This is a genomic window from Amycolatopsis sp. NPDC028719, assembly GCF_055565395.1.
In genome coordinates this window covers 648,688-671,872 of record NZ_JBVHUL010000005.1, presented here as the reverse complement: position 1 = coordinate 671,872, position 23,185 = coordinate 648,688, and the positions used below count along the sequence as shown (strand labels likewise).

At 72.2% G+C, this 23,185-nt stretch carries 21 protein-coding genes; 8 read left to right on the top strand and 13 right to left on the bottom strand.

Translation table 11 applies throughout. The features are described from left to right. Window positions 1-66: 66 nt before the first annotated feature. A complete protein-coding gene (locus tag ACZ4TR_RS26435; protein WP_465289459.1) occupies window positions 67-711 on the top strand; it encodes a LysE family translocator in 645 nt (214 codons plus the stop codon). A gap of 52 nt (window positions 712-763) precedes the next feature. On the opposite strand, the gene ACZ4TR_RS26430 is transcribed toward ACZ4TR_RS26435, so the two are convergent. The 6 genes from ACZ4TR_RS26430 to ACZ4TR_RS26405 all read right to left on the bottom strand — a co-directional run bounded on the left by ACZ4TR_RS26430 (window position 764) and on the right by ACZ4TR_RS26405 (window position 8,932). Next, window positions 764-952 carry a hypothetical protein gene (locus ACZ4TR_RS26430; protein WP_465289458.1) on the bottom strand — a complete coding sequence of 63 codons (189 nt, stop codon included), beginning with the start codon at window positions 950-952 and terminating at the stop codon, window positions 764-766. A 90-nt stretch (window positions 953-1,042) separates the two neighbouring features. Continuing rightward, window positions 1,043-1,369 carry an ArsR/SmtB family transcription factor gene (locus ACZ4TR_RS26425; protein ID WP_465289457.1) on the bottom strand — a complete coding sequence of 109 codons (327 nt, stop codon included), beginning with the start codon at window positions 1,367-1,369 and terminating at the stop codon, window positions 1,043-1,045. Next, window positions 1,366-2,154 carry a TIGR03620 family F420-dependent LLM class oxidoreductase gene (locus ACZ4TR_RS26420; protein WP_465289456.1) on the bottom strand — a complete coding sequence of 263 codons (789 nt, stop codon included), beginning with the start codon at window positions 2,152-2,154 and terminating at the stop codon, window positions 1,366-1,368. Before ACZ4TR_RS26420 ends, ACZ4TR_RS26425 begins: the two co-directional genes overlap by 4 nt. Window positions 2,155-2,191: 37 nt before the next feature. Continuing rightward, window positions 2,192-6,646 (bottom strand): coiled-coil domain-containing protein, encoded by a 4,455-nt coding sequence (locus ACZ4TR_RS26415; protein WP_465289455.1) that lies wholly within the window; start codon window positions 6,644-6,646, stop codon window positions 2,192-2,194. 10 nt (window positions 6,647-6,656) lie between these two features. Beyond that, window positions 6,657-7,457: a hypothetical protein gene (locus ACZ4TR_RS26410; RefSeq protein ID WP_284747237.1), complete on the bottom strand. Its 801-nt coding sequence runs from the start codon at window positions 7,455-7,457 to the stop codon at window positions 6,657-6,659. Then, window positions 7,457-8,932 (bottom strand): hypothetical protein, encoded by a 1,476-nt coding sequence (locus tag ACZ4TR_RS26405; protein ID WP_465289454.1) that lies wholly within the window; start codon window positions 8,930-8,932, stop codon window positions 7,457-7,459. Before ACZ4TR_RS26405 ends, ACZ4TR_RS26410 begins: the two co-directional genes overlap by 1 nt. A 62-nt stretch (window positions 8,933-8,994) precedes the next feature. Here ACZ4TR_RS26405 and ACZ4TR_RS26400 point away from each other — a divergent pair, with 62 nt between their 5' ends. The 3 genes from ACZ4TR_RS26400 to ACZ4TR_RS26390 all read left to right on the top strand — a co-directional run bounded on the left by ACZ4TR_RS26400 (window position 8,995) and on the right by ACZ4TR_RS26390 (window position 12,828). Next, a complete protein-coding gene (locus tag ACZ4TR_RS26400) occupies window positions 8,995-9,432 on the top strand; it encodes a PPOX class F420-dependent oxidoreductase (RefSeq protein WP_465289453.1) in 438 nt (145 codons plus the stop codon). Window positions 9,433-9,471: 39 nt separating this feature from the next. Beyond that, the gene (locus tag ACZ4TR_RS26395) at window positions 9,472-10,311 is read left to right on the top strand and encodes a coproporphyrinogen III oxidase (protein WP_465289452.1); all 840 of its coding nucleotides are present in this window, start codon (window positions 9,472-9,474) and stop codon (window positions 10,309-10,311) included. A gap of 336 nt (window positions 10,312-10,647) precedes the next feature. Then, window positions 10,648-12,828 (top strand): PQQ-dependent sugar dehydrogenase, encoded by a 2,181-nt coding sequence (locus ACZ4TR_RS26390; RefSeq protein WP_465289451.1) that lies wholly within the window; start codon window positions 10,648-10,650, stop codon window positions 12,826-12,828. Window positions 12,829-12,867: 39 nt separating this feature from the next. Here the strand turns inward: ACZ4TR_RS26390 and ACZ4TR_RS26385 are convergent, their stop codons facing one another. Both ACZ4TR_RS26385 and ACZ4TR_RS26380 read right to left on the bottom strand, forming a co-directional pair. Continuing rightward, entirely contained in the window at window positions 12,868-13,236 is a 369-nt protein-coding gene (locus ACZ4TR_RS26385) for a hypothetical protein (RefSeq protein ID WP_364518921.1), read from the bottom strand. A 169-nt stretch (window positions 13,237-13,405) separates the two neighbouring features. Further along, window positions 13,406-14,014 (bottom strand): TetR/AcrR family transcriptional regulator, encoded by a 609-nt coding sequence (locus ACZ4TR_RS26380; protein WP_465289450.1) that lies wholly within the window; start codon window positions 14,012-14,014, stop codon window positions 13,406-13,408. Window positions 14,015-14,084: 70 nt separating this feature from the next. Between ACZ4TR_RS26380 and ACZ4TR_RS26375 the strand changes: the two genes are divergently transcribed. After that, complete coding sequence (locus ACZ4TR_RS26375) at window positions 14,085-14,954, top strand: sterol desaturase family protein (protein ID WP_465289449.1); 870 nt, start codon at window positions 14,085-14,087, stop codon at window positions 14,952-14,954. A 1-nt stretch (window position 14,955) separates the two neighbouring features. On the opposite strand, the gene ACZ4TR_RS26370 is transcribed toward ACZ4TR_RS26375, so the two are convergent. Then, a complete protein-coding gene (locus tag ACZ4TR_RS26370) occupies window positions 14,956-15,990 on the bottom strand; it encodes a glucosyl-3-phosphoglycerate synthase (protein ID WP_465289448.1) in 1,035 nt (344 codons plus the stop codon). Between the two features lie 177 nt (window positions 15,991-16,167). Between ACZ4TR_RS26370 and ACZ4TR_RS26365 the strand changes: the two genes are divergently transcribed. Then, the gene (locus ACZ4TR_RS26365) at window positions 16,168-16,578 is read left to right on the top strand and encodes a DUF6086 family protein (RefSeq protein WP_465289447.1); all 411 of its coding nucleotides are present in this window, start codon (window positions 16,168-16,170) and stop codon (window positions 16,576-16,578) included. Next, window positions 16,575-17,432 carry a hypothetical protein gene (locus ACZ4TR_RS26360; protein ID WP_465289446.1) on the top strand — a complete coding sequence of 286 codons (858 nt, stop codon included), beginning with the start codon at window positions 16,575-16,577 and terminating at the stop codon, window positions 17,430-17,432. Before ACZ4TR_RS26365 ends, ACZ4TR_RS26360 begins: the two co-directional genes overlap by 4 nt. On the opposite strand, the gene whiA is transcribed toward ACZ4TR_RS26360, so the two are convergent. The 4 genes from whiA to uvrC are packed head-to-tail and all read right to left on the bottom strand — an operon-like array spanning window position 17,398 to window position 22,238. Beyond that, window positions 17,398-18,390 carry a DNA-binding protein WhiA gene (gene whiA / locus ACZ4TR_RS26355; protein ID WP_086671216.1) on the bottom strand — a complete coding sequence of 331 codons (993 nt, stop codon included), beginning with the start codon at window positions 18,388-18,390 and terminating at the stop codon, window positions 17,398-17,400. The genes ACZ4TR_RS26360 and whiA overlap by 35 nt on opposite strands. Next, a complete protein-coding gene (locus ACZ4TR_RS26350) occupies window positions 18,390-19,382 on the bottom strand; it encodes a gluconeogenesis factor YvcK family protein (RefSeq protein ID WP_364518909.1) in 993 nt (330 codons plus the stop codon). Before ACZ4TR_RS26350 ends, whiA begins: the two co-directional genes overlap by 1 nt. Window position 19,383: 1 nt before the next feature. Next, window positions 19,384-20,241: an RNase adapter RapZ gene (gene rapZ / locus ACZ4TR_RS26345; RefSeq protein ID WP_003101350.1), complete on the bottom strand. Its 858-nt coding sequence runs from the start codon at window positions 20,239-20,241 to the stop codon at window positions 19,384-19,386. Window positions 20,242-20,270: 29 nt separating this feature from the next. Continuing rightward, entirely contained in the window at window positions 20,271-22,238 is a 1,968-nt protein-coding gene (gene uvrC / locus ACZ4TR_RS26340) for an excinuclease ABC subunit UvrC (RefSeq protein WP_465289445.1), read from the bottom strand. 189 nt (window positions 22,239-22,427) lie between these two features. Between uvrC and ACZ4TR_RS26335 the strand changes: the two genes are divergently transcribed. Then, the gene (locus ACZ4TR_RS26335; RefSeq protein WP_465289444.1) at window positions 22,428-23,150 is read left to right on the top strand and encodes a S1 family peptidase; all 723 of its coding nucleotides are present in this window, start codon (window positions 22,428-22,430) and stop codon (window positions 23,148-23,150) included. Window positions 23,151-23,185 lie beyond the last annotated feature (35 nt).

Sequence of the window (23,185 nt, the reverse complement as noted above, 5' to 3'; positions counted from 1 at the left end):
GTTGATACCACCCGGCACCGACAAAAACGCCTGGTCGCCCGGCCAGGGGCCGTTTACGCTCGCGGAATGGTCTCCGGTGCGCACTTCGCGGCCTTCGCCGCGCTGACGTTCCTCATGGTCGTGGTCCCCGGTCCGAGCGTGCTCTTCACCATCAGCCGCGCGCTCACGGTCGGGCGGCGCGACGCGCTGCTCACCGTCGTGGGCAACTCCGCGGGCGTCTACACCCAGGTCGTCGCGGTCGCGTTCGGCCTCGGCGTGCTCGTGACGACGTCGGCCGCGGTCTTCACCGCGATCAAGATCGCCGGCGCGCTCTACCTCGTGTACCTGGGCGTCCAGGCGTGGCGGCACCGCAGGAAGCTCACCGACGCGATGGCCGCGAAGGTACCCGCCAAGCCCGGCCGCGTGCTGGCGGTGCTGCGCGACGGGTTCGTCGTCGGCTTCGCGAACCCGAAGTCGATCGTGTTCCTCGCGGCGCTGCTGCCGCAGTTCGTCGACCCGGGCGCCGGGTCCGTCGCGGTCCAGATGCTGCTGCTCGGCTTGTGCCTGCCGGCGATCGCGCTGGCGACCGACTCCGCTTGGGCGCTGGTGGCGGGCACCGCCCGGGCGTGGTTCGCCCGCTCGCCGAAGCGCCTGGAGGCGGTCGGCGGCACCGGCGGCCTCGTCATGATCGGCCTCGGCGCCACCCTCGCCTTCACCGGCCGGGGTGACTGAGCACCAGCGATGCCGCGTTCGAGGGAAAGCAGGCCCTTGCCGCGAGAAGCGCCTACTCCTCGACGGCCCAGGACTTGAAGTGGTCCCGGATCTCCGTCAAGAGCAATGTCTGACGGCGGCTCTCGAGGAGCATCTGCTTGCGCCACACGATTTCACTCGTGTAGCTGCCGGCCTCGCCCCGCGTCAGCAACTCGTCGTCGGGCACCAACCCCATCGGGTGCTCTTTGCTGTTCCTGGCCATGAGTCTCCCTTTCGCCGGGCGTGCGGCCGTGGCTCTCGTGAAGGTCATCCTCGACCCTCGTCATGATCGGCCTCGGCGCCACCCTCGCCTTCACCGGCCGGGGTGACTGAGCACCAGGTCCAGCAACCCCGGGAACGCCGCGTCGAACTCCGGGCGCCGCAAGCGGTTCAACCGCCGTGGGCCCGCGTCGCGCTGCTCGATCAGGCCCGCCGCGCGCAGTACCGAAAAGTGGTGGCTGAGCGTCGCCTTCGCCACCGGCAGGTCGAACGTGCCGCACGCCTTCGTCCACTCCGGGACCTCGGCGAGCGAGCGCAGGATGCTGCGGCGCACGGGATCGGCGACCGCGGCGAGGGCGTCCTGCAGGGACACCTCCGCCGGGACGCCGTGCGTGAGCCCGCGGGCCCGGGCCGAGGTCACCGCAGGGCCTCCGCCAGCGCCGGCCACCACTCGCGGGGCAGGTCACCGGCCGGGACGACGACCTGGTCGGCCCCCGCCGCCCGGTACTCGCGCAGGCGGGCCACGACCGTGTCGAGGTCGCCGCGCACGGTGAGGCCGTCGACGAGGGAGTCCGAGAGATCCGTGATGTCGGCGTCGGTGAAGCCCATGCGGCGGAAGTTGTTCGCGTAGCCCGGCATCCCGGCCAGGAACCGCAGCGAACCTTCGCGAGCACGCTCGCGGGCGGCACCGGCGTCGGCCTCCGCGACGACGCTCACCAGGACCACCAGCTGCTTGCCCGCGCCGAGGATCTCCCGCGCCGAGGCGACGTAGTCGGTCGTCACCAGGAACGGGTAGGCACCGGACGCGCGATCCCGGGACAGCTCCAGCATCTTCGGGCCCAGCGCGGAAAGGATGCGCTCGGACGCAGGCACTGTGTCGTCGAGCTCGTCCAGGTAGTCGTTCAGCGTGGCCAGCGGACGCGGGCCGTGCGCGCCGCCGAGGCCGACCACGAACCGCCCGGCCGGCAGGTCCGCGTACGCCCGCGCCACGTCGGCGGCGGGCACCCGGTCGACCGGCAGGATGCCGCTCGCCACCGGGATCTCGGCGGTCCCGTGGATCACTTCGGTGATCAGCGGCAGGTTGCTGCCCTGCCCGCCCGGCAGCCAGAGCGTCGCGTACCCCAGCTCCTCCAGCTCGGCCGCGACCGTGACGGTCTCCGGTCCGGTCGTGCCCAACGTGGCGCCCAGCGCCCCCAGGTTCGTCATGCGCCGGGCAACCACGGAACCGCGGGAGATGTTCCCGTCAGGCCGTCTGTTCGTCCTCAGCGGAATCCTGCTCGGCCGGCCGGCTGAACATCCGCGTCGCCGACAGCCGCGCGACGCCGTCCGGGTCGCCCAGGTCGTCCAGGGAGGTGCGGATCGTCGAGTCCACCGACAGGTACTTGCGGCCGGCCCGCAGGTCGGCGTCGTTGCGCAGCCGCACGATCAGCGGGAACTCCGCCAGCGCACCCGCGTCGAACAGGCCCGTCGTGTAGATGAGCTGCACACCCAGCGCCCCGGCCACCGCCCGCTGCAGCTCCAGCAGGTACCCGGCCGACGCGCGGCCGATCGGGTTGTCCAGGAACAGCACGCCCGAGTGCCGGTTGCGGGCCTTGCCGCGGTTGTTGGCCCGCAGCGCGGCGAGGGTGCAGTACAGGATGATCGCGGCCGTGAGCTGCTGGCCACCGGAGAACACGTCGCGGATCTCCGAGACGCGCTGGCGTTCGGTCCGCAGCACCGAGTCCGGCTTGAGCATGTCGACGCGGAAGCCCTTGGGCGCCGCGGCCCGGACTCCGCGCAGCACCAGGGAAAGCCCGTCGCGCTTGACGTCGCGGCCGTCGGCGGTCTTGCCCACGGCGGCCTCGTCGACGACCTCGCCGAGCTTCTCGGCGAGCGCGTTGTCCTCCAGCTCGGTGAAGCGGATGCGGAGGAACTCCTGCCCCGACCAGTCGCCGAGGCCGTCGGGCAGCCGAGAGACTCGCTGGGCGGAGCGCAACGTCCGGAGCGCGCCGTCCACCATGCCCTGCAGGCGCGTGATGATGCCGCCGCGGTGCCGGTCGATCTGCGCGAGGTCGTCGGTGAGCGACCGCAGCCGCGGCCGCAGCGCCTCGGCCCACTCGGCGGCGTGCGCGGGCAGCTGGTCGCGCTTGACCGAGATGACCTGCTGGCGCACCGGCGTGCTCAGCTTCTCGAACCGCTTCTCCGTCGCGTACTGCGCGAGCTGGTCGGCCGCCGCGCGCACCCGGCGGTCGCCCGCGTCGGCGGCTTCCTGCGCCTGGCCGAGCGTCGCGTTGAGGCGGCTGTGCTGGGCGCGGGCGGTCTCGACGTCGCCGTCGTAGGCCGCCGCATCGCTATCGGTGACCAGGTGGGCCATCGACTCGGCGAGCAGCGCGAACCCGGACGCCGAAGTGCGAGCCGACTCGAGCGTCGCTTCCGCCGCGGCCCGGCGTTCCTGCAGCTCTTCCCACTTACGCGCGGCCGCCGACGCCTCCAGGCCTGCCGCGTCGATCAGCTCCAGGCCGTGCTCGATGTCCCGCGGCTTCTCGCCGGTGGCACCGTTCTGCAGGGGCAGCGCGTCCAGCTCGGCGCGCCGCGTCGAGACGAGCCCGATGGCCTCGGTGCGCTCGTCCTCCAGGCCGTCGACGACGCGGCGGGCGCGCGCCAACGCGGCCGCGCGGGCGGAAGCGTCGGAACCGTCCGGCGTCTCCAGCAGTTCGGCCGCCCGGACGCGGACCGCCTCGTCCAGGGACTCCACGGCCGAGCCCGCGGCCGCTTCGGCGGACTCCGCCTGTTCCAGCTCGGCCCGCAGGTCGCTGCCGACCTCGACCTTCGCGTACGACTCGGACGCCGAAAGGTAGGTCCGCCGCAAGGCGTCGACCGGCTCCGGCGGCACCGGGCCCGCCGAAGCCTCGGCCGCGCCCGGAACCTCGGCGAGTTCGGCCCGCGCGGTCGTCGCGGTGCGACGGTGACCGTCGGCGGTGCGCTGCTCCTCCCCCGCCTGCTCGCGCAGCCGCGCGGCCTTGGCCGCCGCGTCGGCGGCCTGCAGGTCGGCGCGCTCGGCGACCTCGGTGGCGCGCTCGACCTCTTCGGTCCATTCGGCGATCCGCGCGCTGCGGGCTCCCAGCTCACCGAGCCGCCGGGCGCGTTCCTCCGCCTCGGCCGCGGCCGCGCGCAGTTCGGGGACGCGCTCGCGCAGCGACGCCGCTTTTTCGCTCAGCCGCGCGAACTCCGCGTCGGCCTGCTCCAGTGCGGTGCGCGCGGTCTCGCGCGCGGTGCGGGCGGCCTGGGCCTGCTCGGCCAGGGTCGCGACGGCGCCGGGCGGGTAGTCCTCGCGCCAGGTGGTGAGCTTCCACGTCAACGCGCCGTCCGCGGACAGCTTGGCGGACAACGCTTCGAGGCGCCGCTGCCGCTCGGTGTGCCGTCGCGCGACGGCTTCCCGCTCGGCGTCGGCGGCTTCTTCGTCGTACATCGCGGGGTTCGGCGGCACGAGGAACTCGACGCCGGGAGCGGCCGGGACCTCGGCCTGCAGGGCCTCGGTGGTGCCGACGGCGATGATCGCGCTCGGCAGCAGCCGTCGCTTCGTCAGGACTTCGCGGGCGCGATCGGCGTGCGCGGCGTCGTTCAGCAGCACGCCGGACACCAGCTGCGGCAGGCTTTCCAGCACCTCGGCCCGCCGCGAAGCGTCCAGTTTGGACAGATACCGCCAGCCGGACCACGCCGTGATCCCGGCTTCTTCCAGCGCGTCGAGGGCGGCCTGGACGTCCTCCGGCGGCGGCAGCAGCCCGCCGGACCCGAGCGCGGCCAGCGCGCGTTCGTCGGCGGACTCCTCCATCCGCAGCGCGGTCTGCTCCTTCTCGACGGCCGCGCTCGCCTCGCGCAGCCGTTCCAGCAGGACCGGGAGGTCGCTCTCCAACGCGACGTCGTCCGCGCCGAGCAGCTCGATCAGCCGGCCCTCGGCGGCCAGCGCGTCGGTGCGGCGGTGGGCCCGGTCGAGGTCCTCGGTGGCGCGTTCGAAGCGGTCCTGGGTGGTGCCCGCGAGCTGGTGCGCCTCGTTCACGGCCCGTTGCGCCGCTTGGAGATCCGCGGCGACGCGGTCGAGTTCCTGTTCGCGTCGCGCGAGTTCGGCGGTGGCCGCTTCGGCGGCGCTACGGGCGGCGCGGGACGCTTCGGCGACGTCCGCACCCGAAGGCAGCAATCCCGCGCGTACGGCGTTCTGGACTTCTTCGCGCAGCTCGGTGATCCGGGCCGTGAGGCCCCGCGCTTCGGCGCGCCGGGCGGCCGCGAGGTTCGCGGCTTCGTCGCGATCCGTCTGCGCCTTCTCGGCTTCGGCGCGCAACGCGCCCGCGTGCGCCTCGGCCTTGTCGGCCTGGCGCTGGGCGTCCTGCGCCAGCGCGTGCAACCCGCGAGCGAGCGCCGAAGCGGCGTCGTTGCGCGCCTTCAGCGCCGGGCGCGCCTTCTCCTCCCGGCTGCCGACCAGCTCGCGCAGGTCCTTCGCCTTGCGGGCCGCGTTGAGGGAGTTGAGCACGGTCGCGGTCTCGCGCCAGGCCTCGGCCGCGGTCTTGGCCTCGGCGAGCTCGGCGTCGACGCGCTTGCGGGCCTCCTGGGCTTCGTCCAGGCGCAGCACGGCGACCAGGCGGCGCAGCTCCGTGACGGCCGCGGCGAGCCGCCGGTGGTCGCCCTCGGCGAGCTTCTCCGCGGACTTGACCTCGGAGACGTGGTCCTCGAGCCCGGACAGCCGCGCGTTCTCCAGCTCGTTGCGCGCGACCACGCGGGCGGCGAGCGCGGCCATGTCGGCCTTCGCGGACTCGGCGATCTTCCGCGACTCCGCGGCGACGCCTTCTTCGGCGGCCAGTGGCCCCAGCAGGTCCAGGGCACCGGCCACGAAGTCGCGTTCGGAGAGGAGATCCCCGCGCTGCGCCAGGTTGTTCGCGTACGTGGCGACGACCTCGGCGAGGTCCTTCGGCTCCTCCTCGGAGATCACCGCGCGCAGCAGGAACTCGACGAACGCGTCGTCGGTGCCGAAGGCGAACGCGTCCGCCGCCTCGCCTTCGCCGGCGTTCATCGCCCGCTGGTACCGGAACAGCTCGGTGTCGAGGCCCAGCCCGTCGAGCCGGCCGGTCCACTCGTGGTGGCGGCGGGTCCAGGACAGTTCCAGCTCGGGTTCGGCCAGCTGGGCGGCGGCGAGCTTGTCGTGGAAGCCGGACATGGTGAGCAGCCGGCCGTCCTGGGTCATCGGCAGGGAGTCGAGCCCCAGCGCGGCGGTCGGGCGGAAGCAGTACCAGGAGTCGGCGAGGTTCTCGGAGTCGGCGGACACGACGTGCCCGCGCCATTCGGAGACCTTGCCGGTGATGATCCGGTGGCCGCTTTCGACGTGCAGCCACTCCAGCACGACGTGCGAGACGTCCTTGGCGGCCACGAACTTCTCGAGGACCTTGGTGCTCGTGGTGCCGACGACCTGGCGGCGGCCGGGCAGCATGACCGAGAAGATCAGCTTGATGAGGACGGACTTGCCACCGCCGTTCTCGAGGAACAGCACGCTCGCCGGGGACGGGCGGCGCAGCTCGGCCGGCCCGGTCGCGTGGATGCCGGCGCTGAACAGCGCGTCCTGCTGGGGCGCGGTGATCTTGGCGCCGACACCGCTGAAGTCGAGCACGACGTCCTGGTACCGGGCGCCCGCCGGGCCCACGGAATGCAGGCGGACCCGCGAAAGCTCGTACATCGATTCCCCTCTACAGCGTGTCCGACGCGGCCGCGCGCAACGAGCCGCCGTCGTTCGCGACGGCCACGACGTCCAATGCGAGCAGGTCGTCGAAGGCGGCGTCGGCCGCGAGCTCGCGGACCTGGATCTGGTAGCGCGGCGTGGTCCGGTAGGTGCCGCCCTGCTCGTCGCTCACCGGGACCAGGAACCCCTGGTCGGCGAGGAAGCGCAGGGCGCGGCTGACCATGCCGCGGGTGGTGTCGGCGGCGAGCCGGCCGTCCTTGGTGGCGGCGGCCGCGGGACGGCGGGCGTAGGCGCGCCAGGCCTGTTCGAGCTCGGGCGCGTCGGCCAGGGGGTCGTTGTTGGCCTCGGCCGCCGCGGCGCGCTCGTCGAGCATGCGGGCGGCTTCGCGGACCATCGCGTCGACCTGCTCGACGCTGACGCGGCCGATGTAGGTGTCGTTGGCGAGGTCGTCCGGGCGCGGGTAGCCGAGCGCGGCGGTGGCGAGGTGGATGAGGCCGTGCAGGACCTTCTCCGTCTCGCGGCGCTCGCGGATCTTGGCCTGCCGGGCGTAGGAGTCCATCTTGATCTCGAAGACGGATTCGTCGGTGGCCGCGAGGACCGCGCCGGCCTGCTGGTTGACCTCGAGGACCATGAGCCCGAGCCCGGCGGCGACGGCGTGCGTGAGCGCCTTGAACGCGTTGTCCTCGCCGTAGCGGCGCACGAGGTCGCCGTAGACGACGTCACGCGCCGGCAGCTGCTTCGGCCGCATGCCGAACGCGACCAGCCGGGCCGCGGCTTCGGCGTCCACGCTGCTGTGGGACAGCGCCATTACGCGACTTCCTCTTCTTCGTCGGCACGCTCTACGGCGGCGGTGGACAGGAGCAGGTCGGCGCCGCCGAAGTCCGGGTCGTCGAGCAGCGTGCCGTCGTCGACGGCCAGGAGGACCGAGCGGTCGCCCTGGCGCCGGGCGGCGCCGATGCCGGGACTGTAGGCGTGCACCGCGCGCAGCGCGACCAGGGCCGGGAGCCCGGGCTGACGGCTGCGGCGGGCTTCTTCGAGCAGGCCGGACAGCCGGCGCGGGACCTCGGGCAGGTCGAGGAGTTCGTCGGCGGCGCGCCAGACGTCGTCGCCGAACTTGTCGGTGATGTCGGCGGGCATCAGCTCCGGCTCGGGGATCTCGCCGACGAGCTGGTCGCGTTCGGGGGCCGGGCGCAGCAGCAGTGAGACGAGGGAAGACAGGGACGGCACGACCGGCGCGGTGATGCCCGCGACGGCGTGGAAGAAGTGTTCGGCGGGCGCGACGGCGTCGGCCAGCGGCAGGCCCAGGGTGGGCACGAGGAGCTGGCCGAAGAGATCCAGGGTCGCGCGCTGGGGCGGGCCGGAGAACTGCTGGCGGTCCTGCTCGGCGCGGAACACCGCGCCCGCGTCGGCGAGCCGGGACTGCAGGCGGGTGTGCCGGCGGATGCAGTCGCCGACGATGTCGACGAGCTCGGCGGCGCGGCGCTTGCGGTCGAGGTCCTCGGTCTCGTCGCGGGCGGTGGTGATGTTCTTGAGGATGGCGTTCTCGGCGCGGAACCGGGCTTCGATGTGGCTCAGCGCGCTGTCCAGGAGCTCCGGGACCTCGCGTTCCCAGTCGACCGACCGGACGTCGCGGCGGGTCGCGTCGAGCTTCGCGCGCAGCGTCTCGCCGTACTGGACGGTCCGGTAGCGCGCCTGCTCGGCGGCCAGTTTCGCGTCGGCGAGGCGACCGCGGTTGATGAGGTTCTCGAGCTTGACCTCGGCGGCGATCTGGGCCGACTCGACGTCGGTGTCCAGCGCGCCGACGAGGACGTTGATCGCCTCGTCGGTGGCGCGCAGGTAGACCTCGCCGTCGCGGGCGGCCAGCTCGACGAGCAGCTTGAAGTCGAACTGGCGCCGCTGGTAGCCACCCGGGCCCATCGAGCCGTAGACGCGCCGGAAGCCGCGTTCGGTGGTGCCGACGTTGATCAGGTTGTCGAGGACCCACTTCGCCACGCGGACGTGCTCCTCGGGCATCCGCGACGGCGCCTGCTGCGCGATGAACGGCAGCAGCCGGTCGATGACCTCGTCGTGGCCGGCGCCGGTGTCGAAGTCCATCGCGATGGTGACCTGGTCGATCGTGTGCAGCGCGATCTCGGCCATCTGGTAGATCGTGGCGTCGGCCCAGTCGAGCTTCGCCTTCCGCGCGTCGAGGTCGTGCAGCGGCGCGGTGCAGGCCAGCGCCTTGAGGCGGCGGGTCAGCCCCTCGTCGGCCAGTCCCGTCGCGGCCCTGTCGTCGTCTCGCACAGCTGGCCAGGCTAGTCGGCCACCCTCTGCGCACGCTCGGGTGACGGGATAACGTCCCCCTCATGCGTGAGATGAGCCGCGAAGAGTGGTGGAAGTTCGCCTCCGAAGGGACCCGGACGGGCAAGCTCGGCCTGGTCCGGGCCGGCGGTGCCGCGATCGTCACCCCGATCTGGTTCCTGCTGGACGAGGGCCCCGACGGCGACGAGCTGGTCTTCACCACGGGCACCGACACCCTCAAGGGCAAGGCGATCGCCCGCGACCCGCGGATCTCCCTCGTCGTCGACGACCAGGAACCGCCGTACTCCTACGTGCAGTTCACCGCCGAGGCGCGGCTCACCCACGACTTCGAGGAGATGCTCGACTGGGCGACCCGGCTCGGTGGCCGGTACATGGGTGCCGCGCGGGCCGAGGAGTACGGCAAGCGCAACGCCGTACCCGAGGAATCGCTCGTCCGGGCGAAGATCACCAAGGTCATCGCGCGGGCCGAGATCGCCGGCTGACCTGGTTTTCGCGGTACCCTGCCGGTGGGGGTGGGGGCCATGCTTTCGGGTGAGGACAGCAGACGGGACGCCGTCAAGGCGATCATGAACTCCGGCCAGCGCGAGCTGGTCGCGGAGCTGGAACGCCTCGACGGCGGGGCCCGGTTCGGCCGGGGCCGGACGCGCCTGCTGGAGGGCGGGGACGCCTTCGAACGCGCCGGGGTCTGCGTGACGGCCGCGGCCGACGGCGGGTTCTTCACCAGCGGGCTGTCGGTCGTGATCCACCCGCGCAACCCGCACGTGCCGGCGTTCCAGGCGCACTTCCGGTACTGCGAATCCGGCGACACCTGGTGGTTCGGCGGCGCCGTCGAGCTCGTCCCGTGCTACGGCTTCGCCGAGGACGCGGCGCACTTCCACCGGGTGCTCAGGCACCACTGCGACACGCTCGACCCGGCGTTCCACGCGCAGGCGAAGCGCACCGCCGACGACCGGTTCCGGCTGCCGCACCGCGACGAGCCGCACGGGCTCGGCGGCATCGCCTTCGACCACCTGAGCCCGGCCGGCCCGCACGGCTGGCGGCGCGGAGCCGCGTTCACGGCGGCGGGGATCGCCACGATCGCGCCCGCGTACCTGCCGATCGTGCGACGGCGGCGCGACCTTCCGCACGGTGAGCGCGAGCGGCAGTGGCAGCTCCACCGCCGCGGCCGGTACGTCGAGTCGGCACTCTTCCGCGCCGCGTCCGCCGCGCGGGCCGACGCCGAGGCGATCCTGCTGGCGTTGCCGCCGTCGGCCCGGTGGGAGTCCGGCTTCACGCCGGAGCCGGGGAGCCCGGAAGCGGAACTGGCGTCCTTCCTGGTTCCGCGCGACTGGGCGGGCGAAACCGCGGCGACGGTCGGCTGAGACCACGCTCGGCCGGCTCGCCACTCGGGCCCAGCGCCCCAATGTGGCGTTCGGTGCGTCAGACGCACCCAATGTGGCGTTCGGTGCGTCCCACGCACCCAATGCCACATTGGGGCGCTGGTGGCCCACGAGGCGGGGACGCGCACCGGTGAGCGGGAAACCCTTCTTCACCAGGGGTGAGCGTCCGTGTCGAGTATTGACACGGCCCGCTCGAAGGGTGTGAGATCCCTCCTATAGATAGGAAACTTTCCTAACTATCAGATCCAGTTCCGGTGGTCCGCCGACCAGTTCCGCCCCGGTCACCCCCTGTCCCCCGACCCACGCAGGAGGCTCCCAGTGGCACCCCGTCCCCCGTGGCGCGTGGTACTGGCCGGTACCGCCGTCGCGGCGCTCGGCTTGACCGCGCTCAGCCCGGTAAGCGCTTTCGCAGCCGCCGCAACGGATTACGAGTCCGAGAACGCCGTGGTCTCCCAGGGCGCCGTCGAATCGAACCACGCCGGCTACTCCGGCACCGGGTTCGTCAACTTCGACAACGTCGCCGGCAGCTACGTCGAATACTCCGTGAACGCCGCGCAGGCGGGCACACACACCCTGACCTTCCGCTACGCCAACGGAACCACCGACAACCGGCCCGTGAAGCTGATCGTCGACGGCGGCGACAAGGGCACCGTCGACTTCCCCGCCACCGGCGCGTGGACGACGTGGAAGACCGTCACCGCGACCGTCCAGCTCACCGCCGGGATAAACAAGATCCGCACCACGGCGACCACCGCGAACGGCGGCCCGAACGCGGACAAGCTCACCGACACCTTCACCGCGCCGAGCGACGGCGAACCGCCGTCGCCGCCGTCGAACCTCAAGGCGAGCACCATCCTGCCCACCGCGGCGACGTTCTCCTGGACCGCCGCGACCGACAACGTCGGCGTCGTGCGCTACGAGATCAACCGCGGCGGCAACATCCTCGAGACCGTCGACGGGACCACGACGAGCGCGACCGTCGACAACCTGACTCCGAACACCGCCTACGACATCTCGGTCGGCGCGTTCGACGCCGCGGGCAACCCGTCGCAGCAGAGCAACGTGGTCACCTTCACCACGCCGCCGAGCGACGACACCACCCCGCCCAGCGTGCCGGGCAACCTGCGCTCCACCGGCGTCACCGCGAACAGCGTTTCCCTGGCGTGGAACGCTTCCACCGACAACGGCGGCACGGTCGCCGGTTACGACGTCTTCCAGGGCGCCACGAAGGTCGCGACCACGACGTCGCTCGGGACGACCGTGACGAACCTGACCCCGGACACCTCGTACACCTTCACGGTCAAGGCACGCGACCCCGACGGCAACAGCTCCGCGGCGAGCAACGCGGTGACCGCCAAGACGAGCGCTCCGGGCGGCGCGGGCGGCATCCCGGAGTACGACAAGGACATCGCGAAGGTCGACCTCGGCTGGTCGGTGGGCTTCCTGCCGAACGGCAACGCGCTGGTGACCGAGCGGGACCGGTTCGAGATCCTGCTGGTGACGCCGTCCGGCCAGAAGACCACGCTGGGCAAGGTGCCGGGCGCGGTCGGCACCACCGGCGAAGGCGGCCTGCTCGGCCTGGCGATCTCGCCGAACTGGACCACCGACCACGCGATCTACCTGTACCACACCACATCCGGCGACAACCGGATCGTGAAGATGACCTACGACGGCACCACGCTGTCCTCGACGTCGACGCCGGTGCTGACCGGGATCGCGAAGAACCGCTACCACAACGGCGGGCGGATCAAGTTCGGCCCGGACGGCAAGCTGTACGCCACCGTCGGCGACGCGAAGAACAGCGACAACGCGCAGAACAAGAGCTCGCTCAACGGGAAGATCCTCCGGCTGAACCCGGACGGATCGGCACCGTCCGACAACCCGTTCTTCGGAACCGGCGGCAACGCCCGGTACGTCTGGAGCTACGGCCACCGCAACCCGCAGGGCCTGGCCTGGGACTCCCGCGGCCAGCTGTGGGCGGCCGAGTTCGGCGAGAGCAGCCAGGACGAGCTCAACCTGATCCAGAAGGGCGGCAACTTCGGCTGGCCCAGCTGCGAAGGCACGCAGGGCAGCTGCAGTGGCTTCATCGCCCCGAAGAAGACGTGGTCGACGTCGCAGGCCGGGCCGAGCGGGCTCGAGATCGTCAAAGACTGGATCTACATCGCCGGCGTCACCGGGCAGCAGATGTTCGCCACGCAGATCAACGCCGCCGGCACCGGCGTCGGCACCGTGTCGACGCTGTTCTCCGGCCGCTGGGGCCGGCTGCGCTCGGTGACGAAGTCCCCGGACGGCGGGCTGTGGCTGACGTCGACGAACAACGACAAGAACGGCGGTACGCCGTCGGTGCCGGACAACGTGATCGTGCGGCTGAAGTTTCCCGGTCTGAGCTCGTCGTCGACGATGGCCCAGGTCGAGACGGCGGTCAGGGGCGCCTCGGCGGGCAGCGTCGTGCTGCGCGGGAAGTCCGGCGCGGCGGCCTGGAAGCCGCGGCGGGGGTGACCGGAGCGGCGCCGGTCACCCCTGCCGCCCTGCTCCCCCTCAGCCGGGTCCGGCGATGCTGCGGAGATGGGCGTCGACGTCGAAGCCGTGTTCCTCCAGGCGCCGCCGGGCGAGCAGGAGCTCGTCGGGGGTGAACAGCTCGGCGTACTCGTCGCGCAGCATGGTCGCCTCGGAGCTGCGGCCGAGCTGGTTCTTCTCCCAGAGGACGGTGAACCCGCCGGCGGTCCCGGCGCCGCGCAGCAGCAGCCGGGCCGCTTCGACGCCGCCGTGCTCGCGCACCATCCGCTCGAACTGGGCCGGCCGGTAGCCGTAGTCCTTCGCCAGGACGCGGCAGCCGTCGAGCAGGTCCTCGGTGAACCGCGCGGCGAGGCGGGGATCGACCGGGACGGGGGCGACGGGCTCGGGCATGGGACAACCTCTCGACACGATGGCTTCCCTGATTAATCGCGAACGGGACCGGTTTCGCTACGCCGTTCGGGAAAAGCTTTGCCGAGGACCACTCTCGGTGGTCTTGAACGCCGGACAAGCGGCGCGGCCGGGAGCGGCCTTCGGAGGCTTTGGTCCGGCAACGGCCGGGTCACCAGCCGAACAGGCCCGCCATGATCCGCGCGCAGCGGGCCGTCATCGCCGCCGCGTCCTCGTCCGGGCGGTCGATCCACCAGCTGATCAACGAGTCGACCACGCCGGTCCACACCTGGGCGATCGCCTCGATGTCCACGGGGTCGGCCAGCCCGCGTGCCGTCATCAGCTGGGTCGCGCCGAGCAGGGCGAACGCGTCCAGGCGGCGCCGGTAGCCGGCCGCAGCGGCCGCGATATCGCCCGTCGCGGGGACCGTCTCGTCGCGCAGGAGGCGCCACGCGTACCGGTCGTGGTCGAACGTCGTGAAGATCGCCGAGAGCACCTTCAGCGGCATCCGCTCGGGCTCGCCGCCGGCCGCCATGGTCGTCGCGACGCCCTCGGTCAGCCGGTCGCCCGCGCGGTGCAGGCAGGCCAGGTAGAGCCCGTCCTTTGAGCCGAAGTACTGGTAGAGCAACGGCTTCGTGACACCGACGCGGCGCGCGATCTCGACCATCGACGCGCCCGCGTAGCCCGCCCGGCCGAACTCCTCGGTGCCGGCCACGACGAGCTGGGCTTCCCGCTCTTCGCGGGGCATCCCCTTGGTCCCGACCGCCCTTGACTGCGTCACGCCGGAGAGCCTACCGTGCGTAAAGTGACCCGAGGGTAAGTTACCGTCCGGTCAGATCCGAGGAGGCGACATGGCCGAGTTCCTGGCGCATCTACGCGACCCCGTGCTGTTCGCGATCCCGGTGTTCGTGCTGTTCGTGGCGATCGAGGTCGTCGCGGTGCACGTGCTCGGGCACGACGACAACGTCATCGGCTACAGCCCGGCCGACACCCGCACGAGCATGCTGATGGGCACCGTCGCGGTCGGCGTCAACGCGCTGTTCCGGCTGGTGATGCTCGTCGTCTTCGCCGCGCTGTTCGAGCTCGCGCCGGTCAAGTTCGACCCGCGCGACTGGTGGACGTGGGTGCTCATGCTGCTCGGCCAGGAACTGGTCTTCTACGCCTACCACCGCGCCAGCCACCGCGTGCGGCTGCTGTGGGCCGGGCACCAGGTGCACCACTCCAGCGAGCACTACAACTTCTCGACGGCGCTGCGCCAGAAGTGGACCCCGTACTTCCAGCTGCCGTTCTGGTCGGTGCTGGCGCTGTGCGGGATCCCGCCGTGGATGATCCTGACCGGCCTCTCGATCGACCTCGTCTACCAGTTCTTCGTGCACACCGAGAAGATCGGGAAGCTGCCTCGCTGGTTCGAGTACGTCTTCAACACCCCGTCGCACCACCGCGTCCACCACGGCAGCGACGCCGAGTACCTGGACGCCAACTACGGCGGCATCTTCATCATCTGGGACCGGCTGTTCGGCAGTTTCGTGCCCGAAGGCAAGCGGCCGACCTACGGGCTGACGAAGAACATCGGGACGTACAACCTGCTCAAGGTCGGCTTCCACGAGTACGGCTCGATCCTGCGCGACCTCCGCGGGGCGCGGACGTGGCGCGAGCGCGCGGGCTACGTGGTCGGGCCGCCCGGCTGGCAGCCCGTCGAAGCCCGCGCGCTCGCCGAGTGACCTACGCGGTGTCCTGCAGGGTCCGTTCGTTCTCCGGGCGCAGCGTCACCGGCAGGCTCGCCAGCGGCGGGCGCTGCCGCGACGTCAGGTCGGTCAGCACCAGTTCGCGCTCGACGCCGTCCGCGGACGCGCCGCGCTGGAACTGCGCCAGGATCGTGGCCGGCGGGATGGCCGTGACCAGCCGGTCGTAGCGCTCCAGGCGGTCGAACAGCGTCTGCATGATCTGCCCGGACATCCGGCCCAGCGCCTGCGTGCTCTGGTGGCGGTGGACGCGGTGGCCGAGGTCGACCTGGGCCAGCGCGTCGAGGCCGCGCAGCTCGACCAGGTCGATGAGGTGCCCGATCTCGACGCCGTAGTTCACGACGAACGGGATGCTCTCCAGCACCTCGCGCCGCCCCGCGTACTCGCCCGCGAGGGGTTGCACGAACCCGGCCAGCTCCGGCCAGAACATGTTGAGCAGGGGCCGCGCGACGAGCTCGGTGACGCGGCCGCCGCCTTCGGGCTCGCTGCCGGCCGCGCCGTTGAGCGGACGGTGGTAGAAGCCCTTGACGTAGGCCACGGACGGGTCGGTGAGCAGCGGGCCGAGCAGCCCGGTGACGTAGCTCGTGGTGAAGTCGTAGAGGTCGCCGTCGACGAAGACGACGAGGTCGCCGGTGGTGGCCGCGACGCCCTTCCAGAGGGCTTCCCCCTTGCCCTGCAGTCCTTCGAGGGCGGGGAAGACGGCGTCCTGCGCGACGACCCGCGCCCCGGCCGCGGCGGCCACCTCGGCGGTGGCGTCGGTCGAGTGGCTGTCGACGACGAGGATCTCGTCGACCAGCCGGTGGTGCTCGTGGAGTTCTTCGCGGATCGCGGTGACGATCGCGCCGACGGTGGCTTCTTCGTCGCGCGCCGGGATCACGACCGAGACCGTCGTGCCGCGCTTGGCCGCGACCAGGTCTTCCGCCGTCCAGTCCCCCGCTTTGCTGCTGCGCCGGGCGAGCCAGGTGCCGACCTCCGGCGAAACCTGCAGCCGCGCGCCGTTCGTGCTCGTGCGCATGCGTACCCCTTCCCTCGTTCGGCGTATCCATCCCGAGGTTCGACGCGCCGCGTTTCGGCGGCCGCTCCCCGGTGCTACCGCGGTGTTACGAGATCGCCCCGGCGGCACCGATCCCGTTAACCGCACCGGCGGAAAACCGGCTGACCGGCGGCGGCGTGCGTTCTAGGCTCGGCGCCGATGAGCCAGTGCTTCAGCATCGACGGCCAGGACGTCTGGACCCCCTCGAACGGGCCCGGGCGGCTGTTCGCACGCCTGGCCGACGCTCTGGTCACGCCGGCCGGGCGGCCGTCCGGGATCGGCGTGACACCCGGCGACCCCGACGACCACCCGATCGACGGCGCGGTCTTCGCGGAGTTCGTCGGCGCACTCGTCGCCGAGTACCGCGCGACCTCACACCCGATCACCCGCGCACTGCTCGAAGGGTTCGTGACGACGGCGGCCGTCCTCGCCCGCCGCGGTGGCTGTGCGCTGCCCGCTCTCGACGGTCCGGCCGGGACCTCGTCGCGCGACGTCCCCGGCGGTGGCGCGGCCGGGCCGGACCGCTTGGCGGAGCTGATGGCCGAGTACGAACGCGCGATGCCCGCGTGATCGAACCGAACCGGCCCTTCCGCTGGGACCTCGTGCGGCCCGACCACCTCGGCTCCCTGCTCGACGGCCTTCCCGAGCCGGATCTGTGGTTCCTCGACGAGCTGATCGACTGTGCCGCCAAGGTGCTCGCGCGGTCCGAGGACGGTGAGCTGTACTTCGTCGGCCGGTCCGTCGACTCCGTGTTCGACCTGCTCGGCGGGGCCCTGCCGGACCCGGGGCGGCTGCACCTGCTGCCGTTGTCCACCGCGTCCGTCGACGGCTGGCCGCACGGCCGGCTCCACCCGGCCGAAGTCGCGCAGCTGCGCGCCAACCTGACCGCGCACGGACTGAGCCCGGCCGCGCTCGGCCGCGGGTCCCGGCCCGTCGTGTTCGTCGACGTCGTGTCGACGGGCCGGACGCTGCGGCAGCTGCTGGACATCCTGCGCGACTGGGCCGCCGACGAACGCGCCGACTGGGCCGCCGTCCGCCGCCGGGTCCGGATCGCCGGCCTGACCCGGCGCACGCACACCAGCCCGAACACCCACCGGTGGCAGCAGCACGCCGGCTGGGCGCGGGACCTGACGATCCGGAACGTCGCCGTCCACGCGGGCCTGTTCAGCTATCTGGCCGACTACCAGCCCAAGCTGACCCGCTCGTTCTCCCGCGACCGGTGGGCTGATGAAGGGGTCCGCTCCCCGGGCCGCGACGAGCGCACCCGGGCGGCGCTGGCCGAGGCGGTCGCGATCGTCGAAGCGGGCCGCACGCCCGCCGTGCGGGAGCGGTTCGTCCGGGTGCTGACCCGGGAGCCCGCGATCGCCGAACCGTGGCTGCGGGACCTCGTCAGGCGTCTTCTTCTTCGAGCATCTCCGGCGTGACCGCGGACTCGGTGTCCGGGATGTTCAGGTCCTTGGCCCGCTTGTCCGCCATCGCCAGCAGCCGGCGGATGCGCCCGGCCACCGCGTCCTTCGTCATCTGCGGGTCCGACAGCTGACCCAGCTCCTCCAGGGACGCCTGCCGGTTCGACAGGCGCAGCTTGCCCGCCGCCAGCAGGTGGTCCGGGGCCGTGTCGCCGAGGATTTCCAGGGCACGCTCCACGCGGGCCGCCGCCGCCACCGCCGCGCGGGCCGAGCGGCGCAGGTTCGCGTCGTCGAAGTTGGCCAGGCGGTTCGCCGTCGCGCGGACCTCGCGGCGCATGCGGCGTTCCTCCCACTGCAGGACGCTCGTGTGCGCGCCCAGGCGGGTCAGCAGCGCGCCGATCGCGTCGCCGTCGCGGACCACCACGCGGTCGGCGCCGCGGACTTCGCGCGACTTCGCCTGGATGCCCATCCGGCGCGCCGCGCCGACGAGCGCCAGTGCCGCCTCCGGGCCGGGGCACGTCACTTCCAGGGACGACGAGCGGCCCGGTTCCGTCAGGGACCCGTGGGCGAGGAACGCGCCCCGCCACGCCGCCTCCGCGTCGGCCACTCCCCCGGACACCACGGCCGCGGGCAGCCCGCGCACCGGGCGGCCGCGCTGGTCGATCAGCCCGGTCTGGCGGGCCAGGCCCTCACCGTCCTTGACCACGCGCACGACGTACCGGGTGCCCTTGCGCAGGCCGCCGCTGGCGGTGATGACGTGGACGTCCGAATGGTGGCCGTAGAGCTCGTGGATCTCCTTGCGCAGCCGCCGGGCGACCGAGCCCGTGTCCAGCTCCGCCTCCACGACCACCCGGCCGGCCACGATGTGCAGCCCGCCGGCGAAGCGAAGCAGCGACGCGACCTCCGCCCGGCGCGGCCCGATCTTCGTGATCTCCAGCCGGCTCAGTTCGTCCTTCACCGCGGCGGTCATCGCCATTACTGCCCCTCCCTGCCTTTCGCTCCTCCCCCGTGCTCCCCGCCCCTGCCGAGACCGAGAGCCTCCCGCATGCATCGCGCGAGCGCATCAGGATCATGCCGTCCCGCCACTTCCGGGTCGCCCACCGCCCCCAGGTGTGCGCGCCCGCCGAGCCGTTCCGCCGCGCGCCGGAGATTCGCCGGGTCGGGCACGGAATCGCGGTCCGCGATCACCGCGTCCACCCGCAGATCGGGCGCGTGCTCGAAGAGTACGTCCAGGTGCCGCTCCGGGGAGAATCCCGCGGTTTCCCCCGGCTGGGGGACAAGGTTGAGCACGAGCACCTTCGTCGCGGTGGTCTTCACGAGCGCGTCGTGCAGGCCGGGCACGAGCAGGTGAGGTAAAACGCTCGTGAACCACGAGCCCGGGCCGAGGAAGACGACGTCGGCGCCGAGCACCGCTTCCACCGCTTCCTCGCACGCCAGTGGCGGCCGCCCCGAGCCGCCCGGCGAACGCAGGCTGACGCGCTGCACCTGCCCGGGTGTGGTCGCCACCGCGACCTGCCCGCGGATCGTGCGCAGAGCGTCCGGGTTTTCGCTGTCGAGGCCGCTGACCTGGCCTACGATCTCCAGGGGTTCCGGCGACATCGGCAGCACGCGACCCGAGACGCCCATCAGCCGGCACGCCTCGTCGAGCGCCGCCACCGGGTCGCCGAGCACCTCGAACAGCCCGGCCAGCAGCAGGTTCCCCACCGCGTGCCCGGCCAGCGCGCCGTCACCGCCGAAGCGGTGCTGGAAGACCTCGGCCCACAGCGTGCCGCCGTCTTCCGCGGCGAACGCGGCGAAGGCCTGCCGGAGGTCGCCCGGCGGCAGCAGCCCGAGTTCGCGGCGCAGCCGGCCGGACGACCCGCCGTCGTCGGCCACGGTGACGATCGCGGTCACGTCGGGGGTCACCCGCCGCACCGCGGACAACGTGGCGTGCAGACCGTGGCCGCCCCCGAGGGCGACCGCGCGCACGTTATTCACGACCAAGGTCGCGGTGCACCACCTTCACGGCCATACCGTCCTCTTTGGACAGACGCTGGGCGAGCTCCACGGACAGCGCCACGCTGCGGTGCTTGCCGCCGGTGCAGCCGACGGCGAGCGTCAGGTACCGCTTGCCCTCGCGCTTGTAGCCGGCGCCGATCAGCCGCAGCAGCTGGTGGTAGCGGTCGAGGAACTCCTCCGCGCCTTCCTGCGAGAGGACGTAGTTGCGGACCTCGCCGTCGAGGCCCGTGTGTTCGCGCAGCTCCGGGATCCAGAACGGGTTCGGCAGGAACCGGACGTCCATCACCAGGTCGGCGTCCATCGGCAGGCCGTACTTGTAGCCGAACGACAGCACGGTGACGCGGGTCTGGGTGCTCGCCTCGGAACCGAACGCGTCCTCGATCTTGGCGCGCAGGTCGTGCACCGACAGCGACGACGTGTCGAGCACCAGGTCGGCCTCTTCGCGCAGCGGCTCCAGCAGGGTCCGCTCCGCCGTGATGCCGTCGGCGAGCCGGCCGTCACCCTGCATCGGGTGGCCGCGGCGGACGGCTTCGAAGCGCCGCACCAGCACCGCGTCGGTCGCCTCCAGGAACAGCACGCGCGGCTTGTAGCCGCGGGCGTCCAGGTCCTTGATGACCGAGGCCAGGTCGTCGGTGAACGCGCGCGAGCGCACGTCCATCACCACCGCCACCTTCGTGATCGCGCCGCGCGCCTGCGCGCCCAGCTCGACCATCGTGGCGATCAGCTCCGGGGGCAGGTTGTCGACGACGAACCAGCCCAGGTCCTCCAGGCACTTGGCCGCCGTGCTGCGGCCCGCCCCGGACAGCCCGGACACGACCGCGACCTCCATGCCGGACCCGCGGATTTCTTCTTGCGCACTCACTGTGTTTCCCTACTCCCCTGCTCTGTGCCGTTGCTCGCGCCGGACTCCCCGGCCAGCGCGGCGACCACGGCCTCCGCGGTGCGCCTGCCGAAGCCGGGCACCGCCTCGATCTCTTCGATCCTGGCCTGCTTGAGCTTCTTCACCGAGCCGAAGTGCTTGATCAGGGCGGTGCGGCGAGCCTGCCCCAGCCCGGGCACACTGTCCAATTCGGACGTCACCAGGCGCTTGGAGCGCTTCTCGCGGTGGTAGGCGATGGCGAACCGGTGGGCCTCGTCACGCAGCCGCTGGAGCAGGTACAGCCCCTCCGAGGTCCGCGGCAGGATCACCGGGTCGGGGTCGGCGGGCAGCCACACCTCTTCGAGCCGTTTCGCCAGCCCGATCACCGAGATGTCGGTGATGCCGAGCTCGGCCAGCACGTCCGCGGCCGCGGTGGCCTGCGGGCCCGCGCCGTCGACGACCAGCAGGTTCGGCGGGTAGGCGAACTTCTTCGGCCGGCCGGTCTCCGGGTCGAGGCCGGGCGTGCTCGACTCCTCGGCGGTTTCCTTGAGGTAGCGGTAGAACCGGCGCCGGACGACCTCGGCGATCGAGGCGACATCCCCCTCCGTGGCCGCTTCCCGCAGGGCGAAGCGCCGGTACTCGGACTTGCGCGCCAGACCGTCCTCGAACACGACCAGCGACGCCACGACGTCGCTGCCCTGGATGTGGCTGATGTCGATGCACTCGATGCGCAGCGGCGCGGTGTCGAGGGCCAGGAACTCCTGCAGCTCGGTGAGGGCCGCCGAGCGTGCCGTGAGGTCGCCGGCGCGGCGCAGCTTGTGCTGGGTGAACGCCTCCCCCGCGTTGCGCTGCACGGTCTCGGCCAGCGCCTTCTTGTCGCCGCGCTGCGGGACCCGCAGCTGGACCCGCGAGCCGCGCAGCCCGGTGAGCCACTCCGCGACCGCGTCGGCGTCCGCGGGCAGCTCCGGCACCAGCACCTCGCGCGGGACGACCGGGCCGGCATCGACGTCGTCGCGGGCGTCGAACTCGGCTTCGTCGCCGTAGAACTGGGTGAGGAAGTGGTCGACCAGGGCGGGGACGTCCATCTCCTCGGCCTTGTCGATCACCCAGCCGCGCTGGCCGCGGACCCGGCCGCCGCGCACGTGGAAGACCTGGACGGCGGCCTCGAGGTCGTCGTGGGCGAACGCCACGACGTCGGCGTCCGTGCCGTCGCCGAGCACCACGGCCTGCTTCTCCATGGCGCGGCGCAGCGCGCCGAGGTCGTCGCGCAGCCGGGCGGCGCGCTCGAACTCGAGGTCTTCGGACGCGGCGGCCATCTCGGCTTCGAGGCGTTTGATCATGACGTCGGTCTTGCCGGCGAGAAAATCACAGAAGTCCTCGACGATGTCACGGTGCTCGCCGGCCGAGACGCGGCCGACGCACGGCGCCGAGCACTTGTCGATGTAGCCGAGCAGGCATGGCCTGCCGATCTGGCCGTGCCGCCGGAACACCCCGGCCGAGCAGGTGCGCGCCGGGAAGACGCGCAGCAGCAGGTCGAGCGTCTCGCGGATGGCCCACGCGTGCGCGTACGGGCCGAAGTACCGGACGCCCTTCTTGCGCGCGCCGCGGTAGACGTGCAGGCGGGGGAACTCCTCGTTCAGCGTCACCGCGAGCATGGGGTAGCTCTTGTCGTCGCGGTAGCGGACGTTGAACCGGGGGTCGAACTCCTTGATCCAGTTGTACTCGAGCTGGAGCGCCTCGACCTCGGTGGTGACGACGGTCCACTCGACGCTCGCGGCCGTGGTGACCATCTGGCGCGTGCGCGGGTGCAGGCCGGAGAGGTCGGCGAAGTACGAGTTCAGCCTGCCGCGCAGGCTTTTCGCCTTGCCGACGTAGATGACCCGCTTGGTCGCGTCGCGGAACTTGTACACGCCAGGGGCCTCCGGGATGCTTCCCGGAGCGGGTCGGTAGGTGGTCGGGTCAGCCACTCCCCCAGCTTATGGGCCACCACCGACAGTCCCCGCCGCCCCCCGGTCTGCCGCGGCCGCGCCCGCGCTGCCCGCCCCGCCGGAGGTAGGGTGTTCGCCCGGTTCCGACTTCGGTAGGTGTCGCCCCGGGTGACGCGGTGGTTACTTTCCGACCGGCCGATCCGGCCCCCGTCCGAAAGGATCCCCACCGTGAGCTCTCTCCGTGTTTTGGGTGCCGCTTCGGCGGCCGCCGTCGCGCTGACCCTCGCGGGTGGCGCCGTCGCCTCCGCCGGCGTCCAGCCGAACATCGTCGGCGGCACCACCGCACCCACCGTGTCGTGGGGCGCCCAGGTGTACGTGAACACCCCCGGCCGTGACTTCGAAGGCTTCAACTGCTCGGGCACGGTGATCGCCGCGCGCTGGGTCATGACGGCGGTGCACTGCCTCGACCAGGACGGCTCGGGCATGCACGTCAAGGTCGGCAGCAACACGCTGTTCTCCGGCACGCAGATCGCGGTCGACGGCGAGTACGAGTCCCCCGACGGCGACATCGCGCTCCTGCACCTGGCGTCGGCGACCGGCGCGGCGCCGATCAGGCTGGGCAGCGCCGACCCGTCGGCGGGCAGCACCAACCAGCTCTACGGCTGGGGCCGCACCACCCCGACCGGCCCGCCGGCGTCGGCGCTGAAGACGGCGAACGTCCAGGTGACCGGCCGGTCGACGGACGCGTACGGCGGCCGCGCGATCCAGAGCGTCGGGATCAACGGGTCGGCGTGGAAGGGAGACTCGGGCGGGCCGCAGGTGTCGGGCGGCGTGCAGGTCGGCGTCGCGTCGACGGTCCAGAACCAGAGCGGCACGAACACGCGCGGCACCAACAACTACGCGAGCGTGGCTTCGAGCCGGTCCTGGATCCGGACGACCGCGGGCGTCTGAGGTTCGTTCCAGCGGGGCGGCGCTCCGGCGCCGCC

Coding starts and splice junctions, on each gene's coding strand:
- ACZ4TR_RS26435 (WP_465289459.1), top strand. CDS start 67: ATGGTCTCCGGTGCGCACTTCGCGGCCTTCGCCGCGCTGACGTTCCTC.
- ACZ4TR_RS26430 (WP_465289458.1), bottom strand. CDS start 952: ATGGCCAGGAACAGCAAAGAGCACCCGATGGGGTTGGTGCCCGACGAC.
- ACZ4TR_RS26420 (WP_465289456.1), bottom strand. CDS start 2,154: ATGACGAACCTGGGGGCGCTGGGCGCCACGTTGGGCACGACCGGACCG.
- ACZ4TR_RS26415 (WP_465289455.1), bottom strand. CDS start 6,646: ATGTACGAGCTTTCGCGGGTCCGCCTGCATTCCGTGGGCCCGGCGGGC.
- ACZ4TR_RS26410 (WP_284747237.1), bottom strand. CDS start 7,457: ATGGCGCTGTCCCACAGCAGCGTGGACGCCGAAGCCGCGGCCCGGCTG.
- ACZ4TR_RS26400 (WP_465289453.1), top strand. CDS start 8,995: ATGCGTGAGATGAGCCGCGAAGAGTGGTGGAAGTTCGCCTCCGAAGGG.
- ACZ4TR_RS26395 (WP_465289452.1), top strand. CDS start 9,472: ATGCTTTCGGGTGAGGACAGCAGACGGGACGCCGTCAAGGCGATCATG.
- ACZ4TR_RS26385 (WP_364518921.1), bottom strand. CDS start 13,236: ATGCCCGAGCCCGTCGCCCCCGTCCCGGTCGATCCCCGCCTCGCCGCG.
- ACZ4TR_RS26375 (WP_465289449.1), top strand. CDS start 14,085: ATGGCCGAGTTCCTGGCGCATCTACGCGACCCCGTGCTGTTCGCGATC.
- ACZ4TR_RS26370 (WP_465289448.1), bottom strand. CDS start 15,990: ATGCGCACGAGCACGAACGGCGCGCGGCTGCAGGTTTCGCCGGAGGTC.
- ACZ4TR_RS26365 (WP_465289447.1), top strand. CDS start 16,168: ATGAGCCAGTGCTTCAGCATCGACGGCCAGGACGTCTGGACCCCCTCG.
- whiA (WP_086671216.1), bottom strand. CDS start 18,390: ATGGCGATGACCGCCGCGGTGAAGGACGAACTGAGCCGGCTGGAGATC.
- rapZ (WP_003101350.1), bottom strand. CDS start 20,241: ATGGAGGTCGCGGTCGTGTCCGGGCTGTCCGGGGCGGGCCGCAGCACG.